We start from the raw sequence: 13,941 nt of genomic DNA on the forward strand, positions 1-13,941 counted from the left end.
TAATTGAATAGCACGGTCTGTGCTGCTAATTCAAACAAGTGTGTATAATATACACTAACTAAGCCAGCCGTTTAAACCTATTCGAATTAATTCGAAGGAGTTATCGGAGTTAGCGCTAGATTAGTTGCACTTTTAATTCATCTGTCAGCTTAAACTCATCATAATAAAAGAAAACATTTTTCTTTAGGTTGTAACGAGTTAAAAGGATAACTTTGCGGCTTCAAACCCACACAATGAGTGATCAGATAAAACACGAATGCGGAATCGCTTTTATTCGCCTGTTAAAACCACTTTCTTACTACCAGCAAAAGTACGGTACAGCACTTTACGGCCTTAACAAATTATACCTTTTAATGGAAAAACAGCATAACCGGGGCCAGGATGGCGCGGGTATTGCCACCATTAAGCTGGATATGAAACCGGGCAGTAGGTACATTAGCCGATACCGGAGCATGGCATCTAATGCGGTAGCAGATATCTTCGAATATGTGCAGAACAAATTTGTCGATATCCAAGAAAACACGCCTGAATTAATGCAGGATACAGAATGGCTCAAAAACAACGTAAGCTTTATCGGCGAGGTGTTAATGGGCCATTTGCGTTATGGTACGCATGGTAAAAACAGCATCGAAAATTGCCACCCTTTTTTAAGGCAAAACAACTGGATGACACGTAACCTGGTAATTGCAGGTAACTTCAACATGACGAATGTTGATGAGTTATTGGAGCAATTGTACGAGTTAGGTCAACATCCAAAAGAAAAAGCAGATACCGTAACGGTATTAGAAAAAATCGGTCACTTTTTAGATGATGAAAACCAGGAGCTTTTCGATCAGTATAAAAAAGAAGGGCATGATAACATTGCGATTACACACAAAATATCTGATAATTTAGATATTGCAAATATCCTTCGCCGTTCGGCCAAAACATGGGATGGAGGTTATTCGATCTGTGGTATGGTGGGTAATGGCGATTCGTTCATTATGCGCGATCCGGCAGGTATCCGTCCGGCGTATTACTACTATGATGATGAGATTGTTGTAGCAGCTTCGGAACGACCAGCTTTACAAACCGCATTTAATATCCAGTTTAAAGATGTTAAAGAGATCGATCCTGGTCATGCTTTAATTATTAAGAAAAACGGTGAGGTGAGCATGGAGCAGTTCCGCGAGCCAACCGAAAGATTGTCGTGCTCTTTCGAACGTATTTATTTCTCAAAGGGAAGTGATGTGGAGATTTACCGCGAACGTAAACAGCTTGGTCGCTTATTAAGCGATAAAATCCTTCAGGCCGTTAATTACGATTTAAAAAATACAGTATTCTCATTTATTCCAAATACGGCAGAAGTAGCCTTCTTCGGAATGGTTGATGGTGTTCAGCAATATGTGCGCAGGCACCAGAAAGATATACTTTTACATAAAAAAGAAACATTAACAGATCAGCAGCTTGAAGACCTGTTATCATTAGCACCCCGTGTAGAAAAGCTGGCGGTTAAGGATGTAAAACTGAGAACTTTTATTACTCAGGACGCAGACCGTAGCGAAATGGTAGCACATGTTTACGATACTACCTATGGTATTATCAATAACCATCAGGATACTTTAGTGGCACTTGATGATTCGATTGTACGTGGTACAACCTTAAAGCAGAGTATCATTAAAATTGTTGACCGCTTACACCCTAAGAAAATTATTATTGTTTCTTCTGCACCTCAGATCCGTTACCCTGATTGTTATGGTATCGATATGAGCAGGATGGGGCAGTTCGTGGCTTTCGATGCGGCTATTCAGTTGTTAACGGAGCGCGGTATGTGGCAGGTGATCGAAGACGTTTACACGAAATGTAAAGCTTCGTTGCTTTTACCTAAAGAGGAAATTGTAAACCACGTTAAAGAAATTTATAAACCGTTTACGCCTGAAGAAATTTCGGCTAAAATTGCACAGATTATTACGCCAAAAGGTACTGTTGCTGAGGTTGAAGTAATTTATCAAAGTTTAGAGAACTTGCACGAAGCTTGTCCGAAAAACAAAGGTGACTGGTATTTCTCAGGAAATTACCCTACCCCGGGTGGAAATAAAGTGGTAAATAAAGCTTTCGTCAACTGGAAAGAAGGAAATAATCAAAGGGCTTATTAGGCCCTAAATGGTACTTGAATAATAAATAGCTCATATTTATATGGGCTATTTTTTTTCTCATTTTTGCCAGGGAGAACACTTGAGAAAAGCCCTTCGACTCCGCTACCATTGACAGATTGCACTATAAGGCTCGTCATTGCGAGGAGGAACGACGAAGCAATCTTTCATGCTATTGATCCTTGCCATAAAGATTGCTTCGTCGGCTGAAAAAGCCTTCTCGCAATGACGATAATCTGAGGAGATTTATATCTTTTAAATTCTCCTGGCATCATCCTGATCCGATAGCTATCGGATTTATCTCGGGATCTGTTTTAGTGTTATTACTGATAATATTGGAGAAAAGAAGTTGATGATTTTAGCGGCTCGTGAGGACACGAACCACGGCGTGGGAGGGTTTTTCGTCTTCCATTAATACTACTGTATTTTCCCACCTAAACCTGACATTCGCGGAAAGCCCGGAGGCAAATTCTTCATTTGCCGAGGACTTGAAGCATTGGCAGGACTAACAATAATAGTAACACTGTACCTGCTTTTCAAAACTTTTAACCACTAAGACACAAATTAATTAACTTCGTGAAGGTTCAATTGTTTCCAAACAGTGCGTCATCCTGACCTGTAGCGCAGCGGAAAGCTACGCAGTAAATTTATTTTAGGATCTGTTTTAGTGTTATTACTGATATATTGGAGAACAGAAGTTAATAATTTTAGCGGTTCGTGAGGACACGTACCACGGCGGAATAAAATTATTTATATTCTCGTGTCTGCCCTTCAACTCCGCTCAGGGTGACAAAACGTGAGGAAATTCCGTGTGTTCTGTGTTTCCGTGGCTAACAACGTGGCTAACAATAAGATGTGTATGCTGCGATTTTCTTTATCATCTTTGTGGTAAAAATCTATGCGTAGAACTTCAGGTAAGTTTTAACGATGAGCCAAATGGCAAAAAAGATGATGACCATACCTGCGATTTTATTCAGTTTTTTAAGCGCGTCTTCTTTTATTTTATAACGGAGTTTACTCGAGTAGAAACTCTTTGCACCATCTATACTCAATTGGGTGGCCATGGCGATAAAAAAGCAGACTAGCTTTTCGTTCAGCATGTTATTCAATTTAACCGAGATAATCCCACTTACAATAATCCAGAACATTAAGGTAGAGGGGGTAAGGATGCACATTAAAAAACCTTTTATTACATAGCCACGTTTACTTACTTTTTGAAGCGTTGAACTATTATAGTGCACCGTTATTTTAGAAACCAGGTAATATATACCTACGGCTAACAAAAATAGGCCCCCAATGGTGCCTACATATTTATCAAATTCTGCTTTATAATCAAAAAACTGGCTGCCAAAAAGAACCAGGCCAATTAAGACCACATCACTAATAATTACGCCAACAGCTAAAGAAAACCCAGCTTTGAAGCCCCTCTCTATGCTGGTTTTAATCATTGCAAAAAATACCGGCCCTGTTAAAAACGACGAAATAATCCCTGCTCCTATACCTAGTAATATGGCTTCAAACATGCATTGTATTGTTTATAATATGCGAATATGCAACTTTATACCTAAACATTTAACATTTATTTTTGTTGCATAGGTTGCATAAAATTTACTGGTTTTCATTTTTTTTTATTTATGTTTAGAGCCACTAAAACTAGATTTAAAAAATGAGTTCAGAACAAACACAAACCAAATGGGGGCAATTTATTCCTTTGGTTACGGTATTCTTTTTCTGGGGCTTTGTAGCCGCCAGTAATGATATTTTAATACCGGTATTTAAAAAAGCTTTTGATTTATCGCAAGCCGAAAGTCAATTGGTTTCATTGGCATTTTATATTGCTTATACAGTGGGAGCTTTAATTTATAATGGTATTTCTGTTATAATAGGACAAGATATTGTAAACAAACTGGGTTATAAAAATTCGCTTGCGCTTGGTCTGGTTATTTCGGCCCTTGGAACCTTATTGTTTTACCCTGCAGCAAACCTGCATTCATTTCCTTTAATGCTTTCAGGCTTATTTATTGTCGCATTAGGTTTCTCCTTACAGCAGACTGTTGCAAATCCATTAGCTATTGCATTAGGGCCAATTAAAACAGGTTCGCAACGTTTAACGCTTGCCGGTGGTATTAATAACTTTGGTACAACCATTGGACCACTTATTGTAAGTTTCGCTATTTTTGGTTCTGCGACAAATGCAACTACAAATATTAGTATAGAAAGCGTTAAAATTCCATATCTAATTTTAGGAGTTGCTTTTATTGCCGTTGCTGTTTTCTTAAAAATGTCATCGTTGCCTGATCGACCTGCTTTGGTTGAAGCTGTGGTTGAGGATACTAAATCGATTAAGGGATCTGCTTTGCAATATCCGCAATTGGTTTTGGGTATGATTGCCATATTTGTTTATGTGGGTGTTGAGGTATCTACCGCAAGTAATCTACCAGCTTATATGGAGAAAGATTTAGGCTTTGCCATTAAAGATATTGCCCCTTATATCTCTTTATATTGGGCAAGTATGATGATCGGTCGTTGGACAGGTGCTGTTGAAGCTTTTACTGATAATATCAGCACACAGAAAGTATTACGTTTTATTGCACCATATTTAGCTTTTGGTATTTTCTTAGCTGTAAATGCTATAGCAAAACATGATCTTGCTCCATTTTATGTATACAGTTTGATTATATTGGTGTTAATTGCTGCTGATATGGCGAGTAAAGGTAACCCGGCCCGCATGTTGCTAATCTTTTCGGCAATAGGTATTACTGCGTTGTTAATCGGAATATTTACTAAAGGAATGGTAAGTGTTTATGCCATTACCAGTGTAGGTTTATTCTGTAGCACTTTATGGCCTTGTATTTTTACCTTGGCAGTAAGCGGTTTAGGTAAACACACCAGTCAGGGAAGTAGCTTCTTAATTATGATGATTATGGGCGGTGGTATTATTAGCTGGGCACAAGGTGCTGTATCAGAATTTACAGGTATTCAATACAGTTATGTGGTTGGTATTATCTGTTTTGCTTACTTGGCATTCTATGCCTGGAAAGTGGCTGGAATATTAAGATCACAAGGAATAAATTTTGATCAAAAAATTTCTGGCGGACATTAATTTTTAATAAAGTAATTTTGCAGCCACAGAGATTTAGTTCTTTGTGGCTTTTTTGATTTTTATAATGGCAGATAAACCAAGTTTCGATTCGATATTTATGAACCTTGCCACCGATTTGGCAGCCCGTTCGCATTGCGTGCGTGCCCATGTAGGTGCAGTGTTAACAAAAGATACCCGTATTATTTCTATCGGCTACAATGGCCCACCGGCTGGTACGCACAATTGCGATGAGGAATGGCCAGAGCATGGCTGTGCGCGTGATAGTAAGGGGAGTTGTTCTTTAGCCTTACACGCTGAGGAGAATGCAATCCTGTATGCTTCTAAAAACGGTTCGAAAATAGAAGGCTGTACTTTATATACCACCTTATCGCCTTGTATTGCCTGCGCCCGCTTGATTCTGTCTTCGGGAATTAAATTGGTTTATTATTCTAAATCGTATGCGGCTTACAAAGGTTTGCCTAGCGATGAAGGAGTAGACTTTTTACGGAAATTTGGAGTTGAGGTGGTTTTGATGGAATCGTAAAGGTTTATTGGTAGTTGCAAGTATTCCATATGGATTATTGTTACTGCAAATTTGCAACTGTAGACCGCAAACTGATTCATTAGTCATTGGTTCATGACTTATTCATTAATTGTTTAAATCGACTCTGGATTTTTTCCTTACAACTTCCGTTCCGAGTATTTTGGTAGTCCATCTAATTCTATTTCTATGTGCTTGCGACAAGGTATTTTGATAAAATATAGGCTATAGATTTGGTTTTAAATGACAAAGGGGTGATCTCTCGACCATCCCCAAACTAAACTATTACTCAATCCATTCTGATGGAGGTGGAGTTATCGAAGGCTCCTTAAAATTTGGATGTGCAATATAATAATGAATTACACCTTGACTATCTTTCAGCGCTGCAAGTTTAAATGTCACTAGTTTTGGTGGTCCAGGAGTACATTGTCCAAAGCCTTGAAACCCAATTCTAGTAATTTTAACTTTTTGAATTGCTGGATTAAATGTTCTATCATAATATTTTTCTGCAACATCAAACTTATCCTCTGGATGGTCAACGAACCAACTGTTAGTTTGTTGAAACTGATTAAGAAAAACTGTAAAAGTTTCTCCAGCATCGTCTTTTCCGTTAAAGGTCATACTGCTCCAAGTACTTGTAATTTTTTGCACAGTAGGCGACCCGCAATTTATCCGAGTATAGGCAAATATTCTGGATGCACTTTCACTACTATTACCGGGATCATTCCCTAAAAGAGTACCAACTTCTCCAGTTGGATATTCTGGTGTTCCACCAATAACTGCAACGGCATATCCAACAGCATATCCTTCACGTAGTTGTACATGTGCCATCTGTATAGTGAAACCGTCCCAAGGAATCAGAGTTTTCCATTGTGTACCATCTCCATAGGGGAATAATTCACTTTTTGCGTAAGATTCCCAATTCGGAACATTCGCTGATGCATTAGGTTTACCTGAAAAAGTTTCCAGTTCTTTCTTTGGTTCAATGATGCTGTCTTTTTTACAGCCATAAAAGGTAAAAGTTGCGGACAAGGCAAGGACGAGCATTAAGCTTAAATGTTTTTTCATAGATATAAATTAAGTTTAGTAATTAATAGATGTAAGATATGTAAATTTTTATTGACTTAGATGTAAGTATGGTAGGTAATTAAATAAATCAGTCTAATTTCTGAACCTATAGCTTTGTTTACGGGTTTGAATATTTGCAAAATACTGATATTTAAGCATATGGTTTATCAACCACATCAAGTAAGTGGAACAACTTACCCTCCCCACACAAACCTTACAGGTAATTTCGAAATGTAACCCATTCACCGAGGATTTTACGGTGTGCGAACACATGAAGCAAAAATTAATAGTATTGCTAAACATCTCGTTTGCAAGCAACGGCTTTAATAAAAAAGAATTAGAGAGTTTGTCTGATTTAATCATTGGACAACAAACATTGGTAACCCACAATCACTCTAGCATTTGAATCTGAAGTTCCAGCTACAATAGATTTGATCACTAAGTTTTTTCTAAGCTTAAAGGTTTTGTAATGAGCGGATTGTCCGCCCTTAACAAGACACCAGTAAGTTGATAGCGGTATGTTTTTGCTGAAAAAAAAATAGTATAATGGGTTTTTAATTGTTTATTTGCCGTATTTTATTTGTCCTTATTTATACCTATTTTTGCGGATGCAAGAAAAAATCATTATCGTCGATTTTGGTTCGCAATTTACACAACTCATCGCTCGTAGGGTTCGCGAACTAAATATTTACTGTGAAATATATCCATACAACAATCTTCCTGAGGTTACGCCTGATGTAAAAGGAGTTATTTTTTCGGGTAGTCCATTCTCCGTTCGTCAGGAAGATGCACCTCAGATCGATTTATCGAAATACCATTTAAAATTTCCTTTATTGGCTGTTTGTTATGGTGCACAATATATTGCCCAACATTCTGGCGGTGCAGTGCAGCCATCTTCAACACGCGAATATGGTCGTGCTAACCTGAATTTTGTAAACCAGGAGAATAAATTATTTAAAGGCATTAACATCGGTTCACAAGTTTGGATGAGCCATGGCGATACCATTACCGATATTCCAGAAAATTTTGAGTTGATTGCCAGTACCGATAGCGTAAAAGTGGCAGCTTACCATATTACAGATTCAGATACTTATGCCATCCAGTTTCACCCTGAGGTAACGCACAGTATTGATGGGAAAATCCTTTTAGAAAACTTCTTGGTTGATATTTGCGGATGTAGCCAGGACTGGACTTCTGCTGCTTTTGTTGAAACCACAATTGCCGATATTAAAGCTACTGTAGGTAACGATAAAGTTGTTTTAGCACTTTCAGGTGGTGTTGATAGTAGTGTTGCAGCGGTACTTTTACATAAAGCCATCGGTACAAACCTACACTGTATATTTGTTGATAATGGTTTATTGCGTAAAAATGAATATGAAAGTGTTTTAGAGCAATATAAAGATTTTGGCTTAAATATTAAAGGCGTTGATGCTAAAGACAAATTCTTGGGTCAGTTGGCCGGGGTAGAAGATCCAGAAACAAAACGTAAAATTATTGGCCGTGTATTTATCGAAGTTTTCGACGAAGAATCTCACCTGATCCAAGATGTAAAGTGGTTGGCCCAAGGTACAATCTATCCTGATATTATTGAATCAGTTTCGGTTAAAGGGCCGTCGGCAACCATAAAATCGCACCATAATGTAGGTGGTTTACCAGATTTTATGAAACTTAAAGTAGTAGAGCCACTTAAAACTTTGTTTAAAGATGAAGTAAGAAGAGTAGGCACCACTTTAGGATTAGAATCGTTTATTTTAGGCCGTCACCCATTTCCAGGCCCAGGCCTGGGTATCCGCATTATCGGAGAAGTTACTCCAGAAAAAGTTGCCATTTTACAAGATGCCGATAAAATTTATATCGACAATTTAAAAGAAGCAGGCCTTTACGATAAAGTATGGCAGGCAGGCGCTATCTTCTTACCGGTAAGATCTGTAGGAGTGATGGGCGATGAGCGCACTTACGAAAATGTAATTGCATTAAGAGCAGTCGAATCACTTGATGGGATGACTGCAGATTGGTGCCATTTACCTTATCCGGTATTGGCTAAAATCTCAAACGAGATCATCAATAAAGTTAAAGGGATCAATAGAGTGGTATACGATATCAGCTCTAAACCACCTGCAACTATCGAGTGGGAATAGTTTTTAGTTCAGAGTCCTGAGTCATTAGTCGGGAGTCGATATACAAATAATATGCTTATGCTAGCAAGGTGGAATAAACTTTGCTAGCATATTTTGTTAAAAATGATAGGTATGAATTTCAAGAAGGTTTATTGGTTGCTGGTTTTGTTTACGGTAGTTTTGGGTGCTTGTTCACCTAAAATCAGGACACCCAAGCCTGAAACGGAAAAACCGGTTCAAAAAGAAAAACCAGCAGATAAAAAGCCTATCAAAAAGTTTTCGCAGGCAAGTGTTTCCTTGCTTGTTCCCTTTAAACTGGATGAGCTAAATTTAAAAACAGCTACAAAAGCCGACATTGAGAAATATGCCATGCCTATCGATTTTTATCAGGGCTTTAAATTGGGGTTAGATTCTGCTGCGATTCAGGGGTTAAATTTTAAACTCAATGTTTTCGATACACAGGATGATAATGCACATATATCGGTTTTGTACAAAAATGAGCGTTTTAAACAAAGCAATTTAATTATTGGCCCTGTTTTTCCCGATGGGTTAAAGTTTATCTCCAATTATGCCAAAGAAAACAATGCAATCATCGTATCTCCTTTGGCTGCTTCCGAACCTGCAGAATTTAATAATCCAAATCTGGTGTCCATTGTAAATAATATTGGTTTACATGGAAAAAAGATAGCCACATACATTGCTAAAAATTATAACCCTGCCAATACTATAGTGGTACTGATTAACCCTAAGAAAACAGAAGACGAACAGTTTGCAGTGCCAATAAGGAACTATTTTCAAACCAGTACCAAGTTTGTGGTACAGGAGTATGCTTCGGCCTATGCTTTTGAAACAAAAATGATCAAAGGCAAAGAATATGCCGTGGTGCTTACCTCATCTGACAGGACTTTTGTATTGCCAACAGTAGAAAAACTGTATAAATTAAAGCATCTACCCACTGGTGGTTATAGCATTAATCTATTTGGTCATCCCAATTGGGTAAAACAGAATTATCCTACCGATAAATTACAAGACCTAAATACCATTATCAGTTCTTCTTATAAAATAGACTACAAAAATAGTGCAGTTGTTGCCTTTATTAAAAAATATCGCTACAGGTATGGATTTGAGCCTGGAGAATACGCCTTTAAAGGCTTTGATGTTGGCTATTATTTCGGTAAACTGTTAACTACTTATGGAGAGGATTATAGAGATTATCTGGTAAAAGATAAATATAAAGGCCTCCATAATAACTTTTCATTTATCCATGATGAAAAATTAGGCTATATTAACACCAGTTTAATGTTACTGAAGTTTAAAAATTTTGCGTTAAACCTAGTTGAGTAATTCTATAATTTTTTCTTCCATTTTAATTATTGCATGAGAGCAGATCATCAGTTAAGAGCCTTTGAACAGATTTTAAGTAATTATGATGGAAGTTTGCCCTTGCATCGTTTTCTACCAACCTATTTTAAGCAGCATAAGCAAATGGGTTCATCCGATAGGAGATGGGCTACACGTCATATGTATAGCTTTTTTAGATTAGGAAAGGCTTTGCCGGCACTTCCACAGGAAGAACGTTTAAGTATTGCCGATTTCTTATGCCACGATACACTTAGCCTTATTGTAGAGAAAAATCTGCCGGAATTAAAGGAAAGTATTATACTGCCGCTGGGAGAAAAAATATCCATCATTAAAACCAGGTATCCGGATTTTGATTTACAGGAGGTATATCCGTTTCACGCAAATCTATCTGATGGATTAGACCGGGAAGCGTTTTGTACCTCATTCTTTAAACAGCCAGATCTGTTTATCAGGGTAGGAGGAGAAGAATCTGCAGCTATTATTGCAACATTACAAGATGAAAACATTGCGGTTAAAGCGATTTCTGATACTGCTCTGGCTTTGCCTAATGGAACCAAGTTAGAAACCATATTAAAAGAAGGTAGTTATCAGGTTCAGGATTTATCTTCTCAGCATACAGGCAGTTATTTTAAACCGAACAAATGGGATAAATGGTGGGATTGCTGCGCGGCATCTGGTGGGAAAACATTGCTTTTACATAGTTTAGAGCCTGTTATCGAGCTTTTGGTTTCCGATCTGAGAGAAAGTGTACTCCTAAACTTAGATGAACGTTTCCGTTTAGCCGGAATCAAAAAGTACCATAAAAAAGAAATCGATCTTTTACAGAATAACGACCAGATATTGCATCACTATGCCTTTGACGGGATTATTTTGGATGCACCCTGCACTGGTTCTGGAACATGGGGAAGAACACCCGAAATGCTCACGTTTTTCGAGGAAAGAAAAATTAATCAATTTGCAAACATCCAGAAGGGGATTGTCCAAAATATTGTAAAATATTTAAAGCCGGGTAAGCCTTTAGTTTATATTACCTGTTCTGCCTTTGCCGAAGAAAACGAAGTCATTGTTCAGCATATGATTGATACTTTGCCATTAGCGCTGGAAAAAATGGAATTGATAAAGGGTTATGAAAACAGTGCCGATACGATGTTTGTGGCGAGGTTGATTAAGAAGAGCCAGGATTAATCGCTCGGTTCGTCACCCTGAATTTATTTCAGGGTCTCAACATATAGATGCTGAAATAAATTCAGCATGACGCTCACTTAAAGCGACACTACGTATGCTCAAACCACGATTTGAAATTCTTTTTAAAGTATTTTACCGCTTCGATTAAAACGGCTATTGCTCCAATAATTAAGGTATATTCTTCAAAGCTGTTCATGATGTAAGCTTTATGTTTAGATGAATATACGCAATTATTGTTACATATTGATTGGAGGATTGTCATTTAATAGCGTGATCGTCATTGCGACCGTAGTGTTCCAAAGGAACTCCTTCAGAGGAGAAATCTTTAACCTTATATTCAAAGATTTCTCCATTTCGCTACCAATGAAGAATTGGTAGGCTTCGGTCGAAATGACGATTTAGCTGAATCTACTAAAGCCCAGTATTATTTCTGAACAATTTAATCGCTATAGCCAATAAAATTACCCCAAAGGCTTTACGTAAGATGTTCAATCCCGATTTTCCGAAAAGTTTTTCCAGTCTGTTGGTATTTTTCAATACAAAGTATACAAACAACATATTGAGTATAATGCCCACTAAAATATTCTGGGTATGGTATTCTGTTTTTAGCGAAAGTAGGGTAGTCATTGTTCCAGCTCCGGCAATTAAAGGAAAAGCCAATGGAACGATAGAGACTGTTTCTGGTGCTTCTTCTTTAAAAATCGTTAATCCCAATACCATTTCCATGGCGATAAAAAAGATCACGAAAGAACCCGCAATGGCAAAAGATTCTACATCTAATCCGATTACTTTTAATAACGATTCGCCAACAAATAAAAAGAGAATCATTAAGCCTGTAGCAACTAAAGATGCTTTTTCTGATTCGATATGACCTGCTTTTCTACGTAATTCGATTACAACGGGAATGGCGCCTAAAATATCGATAATAGCGAAGAGCACCATCGTTGTGGATAGGATCTGGCTTAAGTTGAACGTCATAAAATCGAATTTCATAGCAGCGCAATTTTAAGCAAAGGTAGCGGAATTTGTATCAATTCCTCCATTGTACTGTTATTTATTAGAAATAGAACTGTGTTCTTAACGTAAGCACATTGTCTTTTCTATCAGCAGTATAACCCTGAATTTGGGTCGATTCGTTTTTAATGATATCATAATAAAGTACAGCCTTAAAATGTGTATTAAAATGATGTAAAAAACCAAACCCAAAAGTATCAAAACGAACATCCGCTGGAGAAAGCCCCTGAGTATTTGAAATATCAAGCCCTTTCACCTTTGAATTTGGATCATACCAATCGTATTTTAAAATAAGCTGATTGTCGGTGCTATTCAAGGTTTGTACAAAGGTAAAGTAAGCACCAGTAAAGGTTCGGGTATAATAAGGCAAGGATACCGATTTACTATCAACAGGATAAGAGCCAGGAGTGGTTGAGGTAGTTGAAGTGCCTGTTTGTAGCCCTGATACCACTTCTGCCCTTAATTCAGATTTCCAGCTCTTGGTTTTTGTAGCCAATTGAATATCTGCACCATAATATCTCCGTGGAGCAACCTTATTAATTGTTGAAGCGGATGAATCTTTAACCATTTTCCATTGATCGTTGCTTCTATCCATTTTATAGCTTACGGGCAAACGATGATTTAAACCGCCTTGTAGCGTACTGATACCGCCCGCAATGGTGAAGTTTTTAAAGGCATAGGTTTTATGACTTAACCGGAAAATAAAATCCTTGCTGTTGTCAAATTCTCCGCTACCAGCCAAGCCCTGTCCGTTGTAAATGCCAAAATCGAATACAAAGTTTTTCAACCGGGCATCTTTCCAACGAGGATTTAGGGTAAACGTAACCCCCAGATCGCGTTCTGTTTTCATTAAAATCTGCGACATCCGGCCACGCTCCGGCGCTTCCCTCACTGAAGAAGATAATTGCAGTTCGTTCCCAAACGGACGGCCTGAAAGCCCTAAAGTAACCGCCAGTATTTTCCATTTATTTTCGTAATAACGTCCCCAAAAATCACGAATGGCAACACCTTGTTCAGTACCGTCAAACTGAAGTACAAAATAGGTAGAAGGACTGCCATCATCTGTTAACATCATATAATCTGCTCTTAAACGACCTCTTCTTAACCTAAACCGATTATTGGTAAACTCGCCAAAGTTTCCGCCTTGATACTCTGCCTGTGCACCATTTGCTTGCGCAACCTGGAATTGAGGCTGCAGGTATCCGCTAAAAGATAATGAGCCATATTTCTTAGAGATAATGAGCAAATGGTTAACCGTGGTAGAATCCATTACATCGTTAATTGTTCTCTGCGCATATCCTGCAGCGGAAATGAATAGCAAAACAATCGTTAAGAAGAAATAAGTGATCTTAAATTTGGCAAAATAGCGGTACATGTTATCAATTTTTTGCAAAGATAGTTTTATTAACAATTATTTAACATAAAAAAGCCCCGACTTTT

At 37.8% G+C, this 13,941-nt stretch carries 10 protein-coding genes; 6 read left to right on the forward strand and 4 right to left on the reverse strand.

What is annotated here, in order from left to right:
- The first annotated feature begins 233 nt into the window (after positions 1-233).
- Positions 234-2,135 (forward strand): amidophosphoribosyltransferase, encoded by a 1,902-nt coding sequence (locus AW17_RS00425; RefSeq protein WP_029274096.1) that lies wholly within the window; start codon positions 234-236, stop codon positions 2,133-2,135.
- A gap of 893 nt (positions 2,136-3,028) precedes the next feature.
- Here AW17_RS00425 and AW17_RS00430 read toward each other — a convergent pair.
- The gene (locus AW17_RS00430) at positions 3,029-3,655 is read right to left on the reverse strand and encodes a LysE family translocator (protein WP_029274097.1); all 627 of its coding nucleotides are present in this window, start codon (positions 3,653-3,655) and stop codon (positions 3,029-3,031) included.
- A gap of 143 nt (positions 3,656-3,798) precedes the next feature.
- Here AW17_RS00430 and AW17_RS00435 point away from each other — a divergent pair, with 143 nt between their 5' ends.
- Both AW17_RS00435 and AW17_RS00440 read left to right on the forward strand, forming a co-directional pair.
- A complete protein-coding gene (locus tag AW17_RS00435; RefSeq protein ID WP_029274098.1) occupies positions 3,799-5,235 on the forward strand; it encodes an MFS transporter in 1,437 nt (478 codons plus the stop codon).
- A 64-nt stretch (positions 5,236-5,299) separates the two neighbouring features.
- Entirely contained in the window at positions 5,300-5,758 is a 459-nt protein-coding gene (locus AW17_RS00440; protein ID WP_029274099.1) for a deoxycytidylate deaminase, read from the forward strand.
- Positions 5,759-6,040: 282 nt separating this feature from the next.
- On the opposite strand, the gene AW17_RS00445 is transcribed toward AW17_RS00440, so the two are convergent.
- Positions 6,041-6,823, reverse strand: a complete 783-nt coding sequence (locus tag AW17_RS00445; protein WP_029274100.1) for a hypothetical protein — start codon at positions 6,821-6,823, stop codon at positions 6,041-6,043.
- A gap of 608 nt (positions 6,824-7,431) precedes the next feature.
- Here AW17_RS00445 and guaA point away from each other — a divergent pair.
- The 3 genes from guaA (at position 7,432) to AW17_RS00465 (ending at position 11,487) form a co-directional block, all read left to right on the forward strand.
- Positions 7,432-8,961 carry a glutamine-hydrolyzing GMP synthase gene (guaA, locus tag AW17_RS00455; protein WP_029274102.1) on the forward strand — a complete coding sequence of 510 codons (1,530 nt, stop codon included), beginning with the start codon at positions 7,432-7,434 and terminating at the stop codon, positions 8,959-8,961.
- Positions 8,962-9,072: 111 nt separating this feature from the next.
- Complete coding sequence (locus AW17_RS00460; RefSeq protein ID WP_029274103.1) at positions 9,073-10,284, forward strand: ABC transporter substrate-binding protein; 1,212 nt, start codon at positions 9,073-9,075, stop codon at positions 10,282-10,284.
- A 33-nt stretch (positions 10,285-10,317) separates the two neighbouring features.
- Positions 10,318-11,487 (forward strand): RsmB/NOP family class I SAM-dependent RNA methyltransferase, encoded by a 1,170-nt coding sequence (locus tag AW17_RS00465; protein WP_029274104.1) that lies wholly within the window; start codon positions 10,318-10,320, stop codon positions 11,485-11,487.
- 411 nt (positions 11,488-11,898) lie between these two features.
- On the opposite strand, the gene AW17_RS00470 is transcribed toward AW17_RS00465, so the two are convergent.
- The gene (locus AW17_RS00470; RefSeq protein WP_029274105.1) at positions 11,899-12,465 is read right to left on the reverse strand and encodes a MarC family protein; all 567 of its coding nucleotides are present in this window, start codon (positions 12,463-12,465) and stop codon (positions 11,899-11,901) included.
- 79 nt (positions 12,466-12,544) lie between these two features.
- Positions 12,545-13,876 (reverse strand): hypothetical protein, encoded by a 1,332-nt coding sequence (locus tag AW17_RS00475; protein ID WP_051691554.1) that lies wholly within the window; start codon positions 13,874-13,876, stop codon positions 12,545-12,547.
- Positions 13,877-13,941 lie beyond the last annotated feature (65 nt).

Source organism: Pedobacter borealis DSM 19626 (assembly GCF_000708285.2).
Taxonomy (GTDB): domain Bacteria; phylum Bacteroidota; class Bacteroidia; order Sphingobacteriales; family Sphingobacteriaceae; genus Pedobacter; species Pedobacter borealis.